Here is a 15,356-nt window from a genome sequence, read left to right on the forward strand (position 1 = left end):
TCGTGCCGTTCTGTTCCGGTGCGGTGCGAGGCGAGTCAGTTCTTGTGCAGTGAGAGGCGAGCGCGAGTCTTCCTCTCGGCCAGGTCCATGACCTCGTAGGCCAGCAGCGAACCGGCCAGCGACGTCAGCAGGATCGCCCACACCGTGGGCGTGTCCAGGAGCCCCTGGGAGCGGGCCAGCAGGGCGCCGAGCCCGTCGTTGGCGGTGAGGAACTCCGCGGTGAGCGCGGCGAGCACCCCGACGCAGGAGGTCAGCTTGGCCGCCAACACGAGTTCGGGCAGGGCTATCGGGAGCGAGACGCGGCGCAGGATCGTGCCGCGACCGCCACCGGTCACCCGGATGACGTCAAGGAGGGCCGGTGGGATCCGCCACAGGGCGGCACCCACCAGGGCGAAGGAGGGAAAGAAGCTCATCACTGTCGCGGTGGCCACCGCCGCGGGGCCGCCGTAGCCGAAGAAGGTGGCGATCAGCGGGCTGAGGGCCAGCACCGGCACACATCTCATGATCATTCCGCTGACGCGGGTGAGCGGCTCCAGTATCGGGACCAGGTGCGAGACGATGGCGAGCACCGTACCCAAGGCGAGCCCGAGCACGGTTCCGGCGAGGGCTCGCGCGAACGTGAGCGGCAGCGCCGCCGGATCCGCGACGACCTTGGTGATCAGGCTCTCGGCCACCCGCGCCGGGTCGGGCACCAGCAGCGCCGGCACGGCGGTACCGGCGCGGGCCAGGGTCCACCCCGCCGCGAGAAGTCCCAGCAGGAAGCCGTATCCCAGTAGCCTGCGGGCACCCGTGCGCCTCACGTGACACTCCCGGTGATGCCGCGGCGGCGCTGCACCGTCCGGGCCCAGCGGGCGAAGAGCGCGTAGACGGCGGAGGAGGTCACCACGACGAGCACGCTCACCGCCGTGACCAGGTCGCTCTGGCCCTCCCGCAGGCCGGAGACGAGCAGGACCCCCAGCCCTCGCTCGACGCCGAACCACTCTCCGATGAGCGCCCCGAGCAGGGCTCCCGGTACGGCGAACTTGATCCCGTCGATCGCGTACGGGAGTGCGCCGGGCACCTCCAGCAGGACCAGCCGGCGCCACCTACCTGCGCCGTGCACCGTGAGGAGGTCACGCAGCCCTTCCCGTACCGCGCCGAACCCGGCCTCGGCCGAGGAGAAGACCGGCAGCGCCGCGCTGATCGCCGCGGCGATCACCGGTATGGCTCCGCGGTCCACGGACGCGGTCAGCAGCGGTCCGAGCGCGACCAGCGGGACCGCGTAGCAGATCAGCATCAGGTGCTGGAGCGGCCCGCGCGCTCCGGCGGCGACATGAGCCGCCCAGGCCGCCACGACCGCGAACGCGGTCCCGGTCAGCAACCCGAGCGCCGCCTCGCCGAGAGTGACGGCGGCCGCCGCGACGAGTAGTTCGTGACGGTCCACCAGGAGGCGGCCGACCGCGTCCAGGGAGGCGACGTCCCCGCGCCCGGCGCCCGAGGCGAACTTGTCCCACACCAGCAGGGCGGCCGCCAGCGACGCCAGCCCCAGCAGCGACGTGCCGGCCCGCCGCCGAAGGCTAGGCATCGAGCGCCTCCATACACTCCCGGACCGTGTCCCGGAACGTCTCGTCCAGGACGGTGGGCCTGGGGCGTGCCAGGGGCACGGTGACCTCCCTGAGGATCGTGGCGGGCCGGTCCGACATGACCACGACACGATCGGCGAGCATGACCGCCTCCTCCACCGAATGGGTGATCAGGACGGTGGTCGGCCGAACGGCGGTCCAGACGCGTTCGAGTTCGCCGTTGAGGCGGCGCCGGGTGATGGCGTCGAGCGCTCCGAACGGCTCGTCCAGCAGCAGCAGCGACGGTTCCATGACCAGCGCCCGCGCCAGGGCGGTGCGCTGGCGCATCCCTCCCGACGCCTCGTGAGGCCGCAGGTGGGCGAGACTGGTGAGGCCGACCAGATCCAGCGCCTCGTGAACGCGTTCGTGGTCCGGGCGGCGTCCGGCGGCGCGGTAGACGAACTCCACGTTACGCCGCAGGGAGGCCCACGGCAGGAGCGCGGGGTCCTGGAAGACCATGCCGATGCGATGTTCGCGCGCGAGCTCCGCCGGCGAGCGGCCCCAGCAGCTGATCGTGCCCGAGGTGGGCGTCTCCAGCCCGGCCACCATCCGCAGCAGGGTGGTCTTGCCGCAGCCGGAGGGGCCGATGATCGCCAGGAACTCCGAGGAGCGGACCTTCAGGCTGACGTCGCGTACGGCATGGACCGCCCGCCGTGCGGAACCATAGCTCTTCGACAGCGCCTGGCCGTGGATCCCGGCCTCGCCCTCCCCCGAAGGGGCGGATGCCTTACGCGCCGTCATCGGGCCGTCCCGCGCCGAGTGGGGAGGCGGAGTGTCTCGCTGGACCGCCCAGCCGGACGGCCGGCCACTGGCCGGGCCGGGGGTCGGCCTCCTCCACGTAGGCCTGCCATCGGGAGCGCAGCAGCCGTTCCGCCGCCGCCGAGACAGGGTTGAGCTCGCAACGGGGTTCGTCTGGCCGGCTCTCCCAGGCGATCTGCTCGCGGACCCCGATCCAGGCGTCCTGTTCCTGGATCCGGGCGAGCACCAGGCGACGGAAGAAGGGCTCGGCGAACTGACGTAGGTGTCTGGTGCCGCGCCGGGCCCTGATGTACAGGGTGATGTAGACGGTGACCCGGTCGCGCTCTTCGGGCCGGAAGAAGACCCACACCACCATGCCGTCACCGAGGTGGGCGTGGTGATGGGGGTAGTCGTAGTAAACCTCCAGCGGGTGGGTCACGGTGTCGGCCCCCGCGTCGGAGCCGAGCAGCAGCCTGAGCACACGCTCGGCCCTGCCACGCCCGCTGGTCACCTCGTACGCCCCGAAGACGCGTTCGTCTCCGGCGGTGAGGTCACGCAGGGTCAGCCGGGACCAGGGCTGATACCTGCGATGCAGATGGAAGTGGGTGTAGTCCATCCCGTTCAGCAGGCCGATCCCGTAGTGGTTGGGAAAGATCCGGTCCTGCCGGAAGGAGAACCACTCTCCGCCGTCCCAGGGGGAGGTGTCGGGCGGCTGCGGGGGAAGCGGGTCGACCGGCTCGGGGACGAACCAGACGAGTCCGCTGCGCTCGACGACGGGAAAACTCCGCACCCGCAGCCGCGGCAGCGCCTTCTCCGGCTCCCAGTAGGGGATCCTGGACAGCGCGCCGTCCGGGCCGAACTCCCAGCCGTGGTACGGGCAGACGATGCGGCAGTCGCGCACCTCGCCCTCGTGCAGCGCGACCCGCCGGTGGACGCAGGCGTTGTCGAGGCAGTGAACCGCACCGTGCCCGTCGCGAAAGACGACGAAGGACCGCCCGAGGAAGCGCACCTCCCTTGTCCGCCCCGGACCCAGTTCGTCCGTGCGGCACGCCGGATACCAGCGACGGGGATCCACGCCAACGTCGCAGAGGTTGCTCATCTCTCTCCTGTCATCCGTTCCCGAACCCGGCCCAGCAGGTGTGCCCGGCCGACGATGCCCTCCTCCGCACCCCACGCGCCCGCGGCCACGTCGCGGGCGAAGGCGTCGAGCTGATACTTGTAGGAGGTGAACGGCGCGGCGCGCGGGGCGGTCACCTCCACCGGCGAGCTCCATGACGCTCCGAACAGGGGTATCGCCACCGCGCCCGGCATCACCGGCAGAAAGGGTGAGCGCAGCCTGAGTCCTCCCTTCGTGCCGGTGACGCGCGCCTCGCAGACGGGCCGGGCCGCGCGCAGGCCCGCCCATACCCTGGCCCGCACCGGTCCCGACCGCAGCCTCACCTCGCAGGTCAGGTCCACCCCGGTCGGACCGGTCAGCGTCCGGGTGCCGGTGATCTCGGGAAGGCCCCGGGTGAGCTGGCCCACGAGGTCGAGTCCGTAGCAGCCGACGTCCATCAGCGCGCCGCCGTCCAGCGAGGGCGACAGCCGTACGTCGTCCGTCCGATCCAGCCACCAGCCGTAGCGGACGTCGATCCGGCGGATCGTCCCGAGCACGCCGGCCCTCAGCACGGCCAGTACCCCGGCCGGCGCGGGATGGGCCCGGTAGTGGTAGGCCTCGCGCACCAGGACGTGCCGCCGGTGAGCCTCGGCGGCCAGCTCGGCGACGGCGTGAGGGTCACGGCCCAGGGGCTTCTCGCACAGTACGTGCTTGCCCGCCAGGACCGCGTCGAGGGCGAGCCGGGCGTGGTCGGCGTTGGGCGTGGCGACGTAGACGGCGTCGACGTCGCGTCGCTCCAGCAGTTCCCACCAGCCGCCCGACGCGGGGACGGACCACCGGCGCGCGTACTCGCGGGCCCGCCCGGGGTCGCGGGAGGCGACGAACACCACGTCGGCCGGAGAGCCGTCCCGGATCGGCTGATGGACGGCCCAGTCTGCGATCCAGCCGGTACAGGCGAGCCCCAGCCGGAGCCTGCGGGCCGGCGGCCTCCCGCCGGCCATCTCACCCCCGCTCCGCGGCGGCACGGATCAGGCAGCGTTGCAGCCAGCGGTCGGTGCCGTCATAGCGCGGACCGTAACCGCTGCGGCCGTGGACGAGGTGGAGGTTGTCGAGGAACAGCAGATCCCCGGCCCGCAGGGTGATCTCGACGGTCCTGGCCAGGATCCCTTCCCGCAGTGTCCGCAGTGGCAGCCGGTGCCTCTCGTCGACCGCGCACAGCGCGTCGGCGTAGTTGAAACGGAGCCGCCCCCCTCTTGGCGTGGCCACCGGCTTGGGCTCGGTACTCGTGCCGTCGGGCAGGTGGAAGGCGAAGGCCGGCTCGGCCAGCGCCCCTCTGGTAGCGGGGTCGAGGCCGTCCCACACCTCGTGCAGATCGCAGACCAGGGTGCGGGCACCGGGGTCAGGGCGCAGACAGAGCAGGATCAGGGCGTCCGGCGTGTTGGGGCGGAACGCCGTCTCGGTGTGCATCTCCAGGTACACCGCGTTGCTGGCGTTCTGCCGGGCCGCCTCGGCTCGCAGCGGATACAGGTTCTGTACCCGGTCGCCTCCGTGCCAGTCCGCGAAGGAGATCACCTCGCCGACCAGGCCGCCGAGGGCCAGCATCAGCGGTTCGGTCCCGATCGGGTGCCGCAGCTCGACGTAGGGGCGGCCGGGGGTCGGCGGCAGCGTGGGGGGAGGCAGGACTCCGGTGACGTGCAGCAGGCCTGCCTCCCCCAGGTCGCGGCCGAACCGGGCCGCCGCGCGTGCCAGCTGGGACGCTGCGGCGGGCAGCGGCTCCGCCGTCGCCCGGTGAGCGTCGCCGTAGGCGTCCACCGGCAGGGGGACGCACCACTCGGCGAGTTCCTCGGCCGTCTCCCACGAGAGGTCCAGTCTCTCCCTGCGGCGCGTGTCCGGTTCAGGCAAGGCTGAACACCCCCGAGAAGACGGGGAGCCCGTGCTGGTCGATGATCTCGTTGAACCGCACGTGCACGTCGATGAGTTCGTCGAGGTCGTATACGAAGGGAATGCTCTGCTGCTTGACCACGAACGCGGTGAAGACCGTGGGCGAGGGGACCACCCCGAGTTCGGCGATCTTGCGCAGCCCTCGCAGGGTCTCCTCGGCGGGCTCGATCCCGGCCAGCAGGCAGCTGCCGACGTTGTGCGGGCCGAATACCTGCACCGCGTCGGTGAAGATCTCCACATAGTCGTCGAAGGTGATGTCGCCCTTGTATCCGTGGATGAGCCGGCGGCGGTAGTCGGCGCTGACCACCTCGATGCCGCTGTTGAAGCGGGAGACGCCCGCCTCCCGCAGGGTGGTGAGGTAGTCGAGCCGGCGTTCCCGGTCGCCGATGAGGCTGGGCGGGATGACCTGCGAGACGTATATCCCCTCGGTGTAACCGACCTTTCGCAGTGCCCTGGCCATCCGGCAGTGACGGTCCAGCTCCACGGCCTCGTTGGTGATGCTGCCGGTGCACAGCCAGACGATGTCGTACTTCGTGTGAAAGTCCAGCGCGTGCGCCTCGACGTAGGCCAGGCATTTGTCGAAGTTGGCCTGGTAGTTACCCGTCTTCGCCTGCTGGACGGAGAGCACCTCCCACTCGCTCTCCTTGAAACAGAAGTCGCAGGAGTAGGCGCAGTAAGTGTGGTAGTCGAAGACGAAACTGCGGGTGCCGTTCTCCCTGAGCAGCCCGAAGTTGTACATGCCGGTGGGGGCTCGGTCGTCGTCGACGAACTGCTCGCAGGCGACCTCGCGCTCCTCATCGTTGATCAGGGCGCGCAGCCGGGAGCCGTCGAAGACGAAGGGTGACGACTGGTTGATCCGTACGGTGATCTTCTTTTGGAAGTCCGGGCCGTTGATCACGAGTTCGACGCGCGGCAGCACCTGCCCCAGCAAGGGCAGCCGGATGTCCGTGGTGGCGAGGCGCACCCCGTCTCGCAGGGCGCCGAGCCGGAAGACCTCTTCGATGCGCACGCGGTGGAGATTGCTCAGGCGTACCTGGAGGTCGGAACCATGAGGGCTCTCACGTTTCATGGGAATCCTTGGTCGGGGGCGTGGTCGTGGTGCGGCGGCGGATCACTTGTCCAGCAGGCGCACGGCGTTCTCACCGAGCAGGGCAGGACGCAGGCCGGCTGGAAGTCCCTTCAGCACCGGCGCCCACTCCTCCTGCGGACGGAAAGGCGTGCCGGGATGAGGAAAGTCGGTGGCCAGCAGAACGCGGGAGTGGAGTTCCTCCGGAAGCCGGTCGAGTCGTTCACCGAGGCCGGTTGAGAAGAAGAAGGTGTCACGATCGTGCAGATAGTGCCTGGGCGGGTGGTCGGGGGTGCCGCGCCCGGTCTCGCGCAGCGTCTCGAAGGATTCCTGCGCGCGTTCCAGCCATGCGGGCAGCCAGCCGATGTTGCACTCGTGAAAGGCGAGGCGCAGTTCGGGAAAGCGGTCGGGGACGCGGGCGTCGAGCAGCCCCGCCAGGAAGAGCTGTCCGGGCAGGATCTCGTTGACGTGGTTGAAGAAGGCGCCGGGGCCCGGGGCGTGGACGCTGGTCGGCAGCGGCAGGGGCAGCAGGTGCGGCACGGCGACCTTGTGCAGGTGGACCACCAGGCCGTGATGCTGGGCCGATGCCCAGAACGGGTCGAGGCGGGCGTCGAGTTCGCCGGCGACTCCGTGCGGAAGCATCACGTGCCCGAAACCCGCGGCGGCGAGCGCCGCCACCTCCTCCTCCAGCCGTACCAGCGGAGAGAGCGCGAGCTGCCCGACGGGGACGAGCCTGCCTGGGGCCGCCGAGGCGTAGTCGGCCAGCCAGCGGTTGTAGGCCCGTAGGTGGGCGACGGCGTACGGGGAGGCGGGATCCACCTCGCGCGGCCAGATGAGCCCCAGCGAGGGAAAGAGCAGGGTCGCCTCGATCCCGTGCTCGTCCAGCCAGCGCAGCCTGGAGGCACCGTCGTGGGAGGCCGGCGGGCACGACTCGGCGAAGGAGGCGTACTCCGCGCGACGCAGCGTGTTCCAGTCGGTGATCGGCGTCTCGGGATCGTAAGGAACGCCGCCGAGGCGGCGGATCAGCCGGGAGGGCCTGCCCTCGATGATGAGGCGGTCACCGTCGAGGCGGTCGCGCTCCACCCGCAGGCAGTTCTCGCGGAAGGCGGGCTCGACATACTCCTCCCACAGGGTGCCGGGTTCGATGACGTGGCCGTCTGCGTCGACGACCTGATAGCCGTTCCACATGGTCAGATTCCTCCGCGTCGTGACGGTGCCCGGCCCGCCTACGACCGTGCGGCCGGTTGGCGGAGCGCCTTGCGGTAGTCGGTGGGGTAGTTCGCGTAGCGCCGGTCGGAGACCAGCCGCCCGGTGGCCCGGTGCTCGCCGTCCAGTAGCCGCGTGGTCACCAGCATGCGCTGCAGCCAGCGGTCGCGCCCGTCGTAGCCCGGGACGATGGCATTGCGCCCGTGCACCACGCGCGAGTTGTCCAGAACGAGCAGGTCCCCTCCGGCCAGCGGGATATCGACGGCGATCGCCAGGACCCGGCGGCCGAGGATCTCCAGTACCCGCCGTGACTCCTCGTCGGTCGCGATCAGGTCCCCGACGTACTCGACGACCCTCGTGCCGTCCCGGTAGCTGACGATCGGCTGCGGTTCGGTGAGCCCGCGCCCGTCGACGACGACAACCGGGTTGTCGGTCTCGAACGCGTAGCGCGCCTTGGCGAGCACCGCCAGGTCGGCCTCGTCCAGAGCGTCGACCACCCTGGTGATGTCGGCGACCTTGGTCTTCGCCTGGCCGGTCGGGTCGGCGCGCAGGCAGAGCAGCGCGAGGTAGTCGGGAGAGACGTCACGGAAGGGTGTCTCGGTGTGCAGCAGGAACTCCACCGCGTTGGAACCGAACTGCAGGTCGCGGTGGGCATGGATCGGATACTTGTTGTGGACCAGGTGGCCGGCGTCCCACTCCAGATAGCTGAACGGCTCGCCGAGCACGTTCACCGCACTCGCCAGCACCGCCTCGGTGCCCACCGCGGCGAGGTCGGACAGTGCGGAGAAGGAACGATCGGGTGTCGGCGGCAGATCGGTGACGATCGGCAGGTTGCGCACGAGCAGCGCGCCGGGCGCGCGACCGTTCCTGAGGTCGTCGAGCGCGTCGTGGACACGTCGCGGCAGTGCCTTCCGGCTTTCACGGACCTGTGCCAGGAACGGTTCGAACGCGTCGTAGGGGTTGGCGTCGACAGAGCCGATTCCCGCGCGAAAGCTCTCCCTTTCCTCATCGGAAAGCTCGACGACGGAGATCTCTGTCAGCGGCTCGCTCGATCTGGGCATGGCGGATATCCGTTCCGTTGCGGAGGTGTTCGCTTGCCGTGGCTCTCATGCCCGTCCGGGTGACGCGGCAGATCGACGGGAAAGGCCAGGAAGAACGCGATTCCCGGAGTATGGGCGGGTTCCTGCTCCTCCTTTTCCGCTCGCCTGGACCGCCTGAACGTTGATCGGGTCGATCGGTTCGTCGGAGTCGATTAAACAGGCCGGTCCTTGCCTCGTCATTGGGGAAAACCCGGAAAGGCCATTTCGAAAAGGGGCACCTGCCCGCCGGTCATATTCCCGGCGTACCCGAATCCCGCCGGCCGGCGCTCATCCGGACCGCGAGTTCGGTGCGGCTGCGCACCCCGAGCTTGCGGTAGGCGCTGGACAGGTGGCTCTCCACCGTCTTCACCTCGATCGCCAGCTCCGCGGCGATCTCCTGATTCGTCCGGCCCTCGGCCGCCAGCGCGACGACGCGGGCCTCAGAGATCGTCAGGCGGTTGGGCGCGGAGAGACGGGAACGGAGCACGGTCCGCGCGGCCCATCTCTCGGCACCGAGCTCGCTGAAGATCCTGCCCGCCCGCTCGGCGGTGCGCCGGGCCTCCTCCCTGCGCCGCAGGCGGCTCTGCACCCTGCTCAGCGCCAGCAGGGTACGGCCGAGTTCGAAGGGCACACCCGCCACGGAGAACTCCTCCACCGCGGCTTCCAGCTCACCGGCTCCTCTCTTGGGGGAGCCGGTGGCCGTCAGCAGCACGCCGCCGGCCCTGGCAGCCAGACCGCGTACCAGGGGGCGGTCGATGAGGCGGCCGGCCCAGCGGATCCTGCCCGCGCGCTCGGCGGCCTGCTCGTAGCGTCCGACCTGGACCAGCGCCTCGACATGGTCGGCTCCCGCGGTGGGACAGAGCACCTCTGGGATCGCTCCGAGCTCACCGCATATCCGGTCGGCGGCGTCGAGGTGCAGCACGGCCGCCATCGGGTCGTCGCCGGACAGCTCGACGAAGCCCAGCAGCGCCCGGATCATCAACACCGCCATCCGATGGCCCGAGGCGTCGGCCGCGGCCAACGCCTCCTCCGCCAGTTGCCGGGCCCGCTCCAGCTCACCGCGTACGCCGAGTACGAGCCCTTCGGCCAGCAGGGCCGCGGTCGGCGGGGCTCCCGTCTCCTGGGCGGTGCGGGCGACCAGGTCCGCGTACCGTGCCGCCGCCTGGAGGTCACCGGCGAGGCACTCCACCTCGGTGGCCCAGACCATCCCCCAGCCGGCGGCGGTCCCGGTCTCGGCGGCGGTGTCGAGGGTTCCGAACGCGGCCTGAGCCGCCTGGAGGTCACCCATGCAACGGCACAGATATCCGTACATGTGCAGCGCCACCAGCGGCGGACGCCCCAGGGCGGCCTCGCCGTGGGGCACCGGCACCACGGCGGGGGCCGGGGCACCGCACATGAGCTCAAGCGTGCACAGCACGACGGCGGCCTCGTCGCACATCGCGCGGTCACCGGCTCTCTCGGCCAGGCCGAGCAGTTCCCTGGCGTGTCCCAGTGCGGCGGTGAGATCACCCCCGTGCATGCAGAAGTAGGTGAGGCTGGCCATGATCGGAATCAGCAGCTCGGGCTGGTCGGCGATCTCCGCGCGGCCCCATTGCAGGGGTATCAGCGAACCCGCGACGTCACCGGACGCGAAGACGGCGTGCCCCAGCAGGAAGAACACGTTCGCCCGGTCGGGCCCGGAGGAGCAGTGCGGCAGCGCCTCCTCCAGGATGGCGCGGGCCCGTGCTCCGTCTCCCCCGGAGATCAGGTGGCCGGCGGCGGCGAGCCGGCGGCGCAACGCGACCTCGGCCTGGTCGGCAGGGGTCAGGCGGACGGCGTGAACCGCCAGGTCCGCCGCGCTGAGCGGCGCGGCCCGGGCGGCGGCGAGCCCGGCCGCCGTGTCGAGGGTCTCGGCCAGCGCGGCGTTGGGCTCGCCGGCGGTCAGCGCCAGGTGCCTGGCGCGCTCCTCCGGGTCCCGTACCGCCCGGGCGAGCCGCACGTGCATCTGATGCCGCCGCAGCGGCCCCGCGACCTCCAGCACCGTGCTGCGCAGCAGCGAGTTGCGAAAGCGCGGCGATTCCCCTTCGACGACGACCAGCCGGCCGGTGGTCGCCTCCACCAGTCCCTTCAGCCCGCCGGTCACCCGCTCGACCAGGCCGACCGTGGACCGGGCGGCGCAGGCGACCACCAACGCCGCCTCGACGGCGGCCGGCGAGAGGTTCGAAACGTGCTCGCGCAGCAGGTGCCGCAGGCTCCCCGGCAGGGAGACGTCGTCGGCCAGGTTCGGCCGCCAGGCCCGGTCTCGGGCCAGCTCCAGGCCGAACAGCGGGTTGCCGCCGCACGCCTCGTGCAGGCGCCGCAGCACGTGGCGGGTGAGGGCGATGCCATGGCGGTTCTCCAGCACCGCGGCCAGGGCGTCGGGGCACAACGGGCCGACCTCCCAGCAGACCACCCGCTCCGCGGGCAGCACCCGGGCGAGTGGGGGCCACGCCCCGTTGTCCGCCCCGGTCCTGAGGGTGGCCAGCAGTTTCACGGGCTCGGTGCTCAGGCGCCGGAACACGAAGGCGAGCACGACCTCCGTCTCGGGGTCCATCCACTGGATTCCGTCGAGGGCTATCAGCAAGGCTCCCTCGGCGGACAGACGCCTGACCAGGTCGAGGACGGCGAGCGCCACCGCACGCCGGTCCGGCGGCGTCTGCCGGGGATGCTCCCACCACAGGGCGGCGGCCAAGGCCCGGCGCAACGGCTCACGCAGGCCGCGTACGGCCGTGGAGCCCTCGACGGCGCCGATCAGGTCTCCCAGCCCGGCGTAGGCCAGAGTGGCCTCGCTCTCGTCGAACCGGCAGGAGAGAACGCGCCCCGGCCCCGCCGTCTTCAGGGCACCGGACCAGATGGCCGACTTGCCGATGCCCGCCTCCCCGCTCAGCACGGCCATCGAGGGACCGGGGGCACGGTCGCCGATCCATGTCCCGATCATGTCGAGCTCACGGTCCCTGCCGACAACGCCCATTCTTCCCCTCGGTAGGAGGTCCCGCACGGCCGTCACCCGTGCCGGCGTCGACCGCAGCGGAAGGCGCCTCAACTGCGGAAATCATCCAAGCGTAATGATTGCCTGCAAAGCTTCAGGGATTCCCCTGATGAAACCGCCAGAGTTATCCCGTTTACTTCACTGACGGAGCCAACCGTAACAAAGTCTGCATATATGCGGCTATGGCCTGTCGACTGGACCAACCGTGACGCTTACCGATGGAGCACTCGCGCTCTCCATGCGAACACCCGGGGAATCATCGGATCATCTCTGCCGAAAAGGTATTTCTCATCTTGAGCGCTTTAGATTCGGTCGATCCCAAAAAGGTCGGCACCGCTGTCGCCGATTCGCCCTCCCTTGCGGTGGAGGGCCACGACCTGTACCGCTGGCATGACTCCCATCTCGCCCTCGCGGGAATCTCCCTCTCGATCCCGGCAGGCGGGCGTCACGCCCTGGTCGGGCCCAATGGGGCCGGCAAGACGACCCTGATGCGTATGCTCAGCGCCACTCTGGCACCCGACCGAGGGTCGCTTCGGGTCCTCGGTCACGACGTGGCGCTCCACCCCAGACAGGTCAAGGCGCGGATCGGGGTGGTGCCGCAGGGGATGACCTACGACAACGAGATCCTCGTCCGGGAGAACCTCACCACCTTCGGCCGCTACCACGGGCTCTCCGGCCGGAGCGCGGCCGCCCGCGCCGACGAACTGCTGGAGACGGTGGATCTCACCGCGCACGCCCGCTCCATGCCCCAGACGCTCTCCGGCGGCATGCAGCGGCGCCTGCTGATCGCCCGCGCCCTGGTGAACGATCCGGACCTGATCCTGCTGGACGAACCGAGCACCGGGCTCGACCCCGAGGGGCGTCTGCTGCTGTGGGATCTGCTCGACGCGCTCTGTGAGTCGGGCAAGACCCTGATCCTCACCACGCACCATATGGATGAGGTCGAACGCCTCTGCGACGGCGTCACCGTGCTCGGCTCCGGACGCGTGCTGCGCTCCTCCAGCCCGCGGCGGTTGATCACCGCGACCGTGCCGAGGTACGTGGTCGAGCTCGGCGTCCCGCACTCCGGGGCCACGGAACCCGCCTGGACGCGGACGCGTACCCGGCTGCGGGTGGGCAACCGGCTCCTGGTGTTCGGGGATTCCGTCACCGGCCTGGCCGGCGAGCTCCAGGTGGCCGGAGCCGAGGAGCTCATGGTCCGGCCGAGCTCGCTGCAGGACGCGCTGCACGCCCTGGAACGCGAGCGCCCCGTTCCCCCTGCTGATCTCCCCACGCCCCTCCCCGCGCCCCCCAGGCCACGCGGTCGGCACAGGCCGCGCCGGGCGGTGCCGCCCCCCTCCCTCAGCCTGGCCGGCCGGATCTGGTGGCGCGACCTCACCCTGTTCAGGAAGTCCTACAAGACCACCATCGTCCCCAACTTCTTCGAACCGGTCTTCTCCCTGGCAGCTCTGGGGATCGGCCTGGGCTTCTACGTGGACGGACAGGCCCTGGGTTCCTCCTACGCGAGCTTCGTCGCCCCGGGACTGCTCGCCGTCACCGCGATGAACGGCGCCGTCTTCGAGGTCACCTACAACGTCTTCGTACGGCTGCGCCACGCCCGCAGCTACGACGCGGCCGTGACCAGTCCCGTCGAGCCGGTGGACATCGCGCTGGGCGAGCTGATCTGGGCACTGACCCGATGCCTGGTCTACACCGGCGTCTACCTCGCGATCCTCGCCGCGCTGGGATACGCGCCCGCGAGCACCGCCCTGCTGGCCGTACCGGCCCTGCTCCCGCTCGGCCTGGTCTTCGCCTGTGCGGGCCTGCTGTTCACCGGCGCGGTCCGGGCGATAAACGCCTACTCCTACTTCTACACACTGGTGCTGACCCCGCTCACCCTGATCAGCGGGGTCTTCTTTCCGACGGAGAGGCTGCCCGCGGCGCTACGCGCGGTCGCCGAGGTCTCCCCACTGCACCACGGTGTGGAGCTGTCCAGGTCCCTGGTGATCGAGGGCGACCTCACCTCGGCCGCCGGGCATCTCGCCTGGCTGGTCGCGCTCTCACCACTGCTGCTCGTCCCGGCCCTGCACAGCCTCAAGCGGCATCTATGCGGGTGAGCCCCGCCCTGCCAGGAACGGGCCCCTCGCCCTGGCGGCGAGGGGCCCGCCGCTCACGGGGTCAGGCGGTGCAGGTCACGCGGGAAGAGGGTGGTCCAGCGGACATTGTCCATCCCGGTCAGCCTGGCGACGAAGCGCTCAAGGCCCAGGGCGAACCCACCGTGCGGCGGCATGCCGTGCGCGAAGGCCGCCAGATAGCCGGCATACGGCTCCGGACTCTCCCCGCGGGCCCGCAGGGCGGCGAGATAGTCGGAGTGGCGGTGCAGCCGCTGCCCGCCGGTGACCAGCTCCAGGCCGCGGAAGAGCAGGTCGAAGCTGTTGGAGTACTCCGGCCGCAGGGGGTCGGGGTGGGTGTAGAACGGTCGCTTCGCCATGGGGTAACCGGTGACGAACAGCAACTCCGAACCGTACTCGCGAACAGCCCACTCGCACAGCCACCTCTCGTGCGCGGGGGCCAGGTCGGGCTCACCCCGCGGGTCCTCGCCGCTCTCGCGGGCCAGCAGTTCCTGCGCGTCGGCGAAGTGGATCGACGGGATCTCCGCCGGTACGTCCGGAAGCTCGGCACCGATCAGCTCCACCGCCCCCGCGGCACGCTGGGCGACGCTGGAGACCATGTCGGCGACCGCCTCGCGGACGACCGCCATGACATCGCGGTGGTCGGTCACGAAGCCCATCTCGGCGTCGAGGCTGGTGTACTGGGCCAGATGCCGCGCGGTGTCGTGCGGCTCGGCGCGGAAGACCGGCCCGATCTCGTAGACCCGCTCGAAGACCCCCACCAGGGTCTGCTTGTAGAACTGCGGCGACTGCGCCAGGTAGGCCCGGCGGCCGAACCAGTCCAGCGCGAAGACGTTGGCCCCGGACTCGGTGGCGGAGGAGACCACCTTGGGAGTGTGCGCCCCGATGAAGTCCAGCCTCTCCATCGCCCGGCGGAAGCCCTCCACCGAGGCCGCGGAGATCTCGAACGGCGCGCGCAGCCTGGGGTGACGCAAGGCCACCGCCGCGTTGTCGAGCACGGTGGGCAGACTCGCCGAGACCACCGGCCGGTAGAGGTCGAACGGGGGCGCGACGGCCGGGTCGGAGAGTTCGCGAAACGTCGGCGAGGTGATCTCCACCCCACCCGGTGCCTGAGGGTTGGCGGTGGCGGTGCCCACCACCTCGACCACGGTCTCCTCGGGCAGTTCGGCGAGGCGCCTCACCAGCTCCGGGTCGGCTGCGACGACCTGGACGAGACCGTCCCGATCGCGAAGCACGGCGAAGGTCACCGACTTCAGCGCGCGAACGCGATGCAGCCAACCGGCGAGACACACCTCTTCGCCGACATGCTTGGACACCTGGGAGGAAAGAATTCGCATGGCAACTCCGCACAGAGAACTTACGGGAGTCCCTATCAGGTGCGGGCGAGCAGGGACATTTCGCTCGCGGTGCCACCGCACCTTTGCCCCGCCGGAGGCGGGACCTCATTATGACCCGATGACGAGGGCCGACCGGCGGGGCATTGGACGGTCACCGCGGTGGCCCCGCCGTTC

General features: G+C 70.6%; 12 protein-coding genes. 1 reads left to right on the forward strand and 11 read right to left on the reverse strand.

The annotated features are described in order from the left end of the window. Window positions 1-35: 35 nt before the first annotated feature. The 10 genes from ACFQVD_RS14635 to ACFQVD_RS14680 form a co-directional block, all read right to left on the reverse strand. A complete protein-coding gene (locus ACFQVD_RS14635) occupies window positions 36-800 on the reverse strand; it encodes an ABC transporter permease (RefSeq protein WP_343966409.1) in 765 nt (254 codons plus the stop codon). Next, window positions 797-1,564, reverse strand: coding sequence for an ABC transporter permease (locus ACFQVD_RS14640; RefSeq protein WP_343966411.1), 768 nt, complete (start codon window positions 1,562-1,564; stop codon window positions 797-799). The genes ACFQVD_RS14635 and ACFQVD_RS14640 overlap by 4 nt, the downstream gene beginning before the upstream one ends. Continuing rightward, window positions 1,557-2,342, reverse strand: a complete 786-nt coding sequence (locus ACFQVD_RS14645) for an ABC transporter ATP-binding protein (protein WP_343966413.1) — start codon at window positions 2,340-2,342, stop codon at window positions 1,557-1,559. Before ACFQVD_RS14645 ends, ACFQVD_RS14640 begins: the two co-directional genes overlap by 8 nt. Next, window positions 2,329-3,438 carry a Rieske (2Fe-2S) protein gene (locus tag ACFQVD_RS14650; RefSeq protein WP_343966415.1) on the reverse strand — a complete coding sequence of 370 codons (1,110 nt, stop codon included), beginning with the start codon at window positions 3,436-3,438 and terminating at the stop codon, window positions 2,329-2,331. Before ACFQVD_RS14650 ends, ACFQVD_RS14645 begins: the two co-directional genes overlap by 14 nt. Continuing rightward, complete coding sequence (locus ACFQVD_RS14655; protein ID WP_343966417.1) at window positions 3,435-4,436, reverse strand: Gfo/Idh/MocA family protein; 1,002 nt, start codon at window positions 4,434-4,436, stop codon at window positions 3,435-3,437. Before ACFQVD_RS14655 ends, ACFQVD_RS14650 begins: the two co-directional genes overlap by 4 nt. Before the next feature lies 1 nt (window position 4,437). After that, window positions 4,438-5,337: a TauD/TfdA family dioxygenase gene (locus ACFQVD_RS14660; RefSeq protein WP_343966420.1), complete on the reverse strand. Its 900-nt coding sequence runs from the start codon at window positions 5,335-5,337 to the stop codon at window positions 4,438-4,440. Then, a complete protein-coding gene (locus ACFQVD_RS14665) occupies window positions 5,330-6,445 on the reverse strand; it encodes a hypothetical protein (protein ID WP_343966422.1) in 1,116 nt (371 codons plus the stop codon). Before ACFQVD_RS14665 ends, ACFQVD_RS14660 begins: the two co-directional genes overlap by 8 nt. Before the next feature lie 42 nt (window positions 6,446-6,487). Beyond that, a complete protein-coding gene (locus ACFQVD_RS14670; protein WP_343966424.1) occupies window positions 6,488-7,630 on the reverse strand; it encodes an amidohydrolase family protein in 1,143 nt (380 codons plus the stop codon). A 38-nt stretch (window positions 7,631-7,668) separates the two neighbouring features. Continuing rightward, window positions 7,669-8,709, reverse strand: a complete 1,041-nt coding sequence (locus ACFQVD_RS14675; RefSeq protein ID WP_343966426.1) for a TauD/TfdA family dioxygenase — start codon at window positions 8,707-8,709, stop codon at window positions 7,669-7,671. Between the two features lie 268 nt (window positions 8,710-8,977). After that, entirely contained in the window at window positions 8,978-11,716 is a 2,739-nt protein-coding gene (locus ACFQVD_RS14680; RefSeq protein WP_386271303.1) for a helix-turn-helix transcriptional regulator, read from the reverse strand. Between the two features lie 311 nt (window positions 11,717-12,027). Between ACFQVD_RS14680 and ACFQVD_RS14685 the strand changes: the two genes are divergently transcribed. Next, window positions 12,028-13,830: an ABC transporter ATP-binding protein/permease gene (locus tag ACFQVD_RS14685; RefSeq protein WP_343965084.1), complete on the forward strand. Its 1,803-nt coding sequence runs from the start codon at window positions 12,028-12,030 to the stop codon at window positions 13,828-13,830. A gap of 53 nt (window positions 13,831-13,883) precedes the next feature. On the opposite strand, the gene aspS is transcribed toward ACFQVD_RS14685, so the two are convergent. Next, complete coding sequence (gene aspS, locus ACFQVD_RS14690) at window positions 13,884-15,182, reverse strand: aspartate--tRNA(Asn) ligase (RefSeq protein WP_343965086.1); 1,299 nt, start codon at window positions 15,180-15,182, stop codon at window positions 13,884-13,886. Window positions 15,183-15,356: the final 174 nt, after the last annotated feature.

Source organism: Streptosporangium amethystogenes subsp. fukuiense (assembly GCF_042665875.1).
Lineage (GTDB): Bacteria > Actinomycetota > Actinomycetes > Streptosporangiales > Streptosporangiaceae > Streptosporangium > Streptosporangium fukuiense.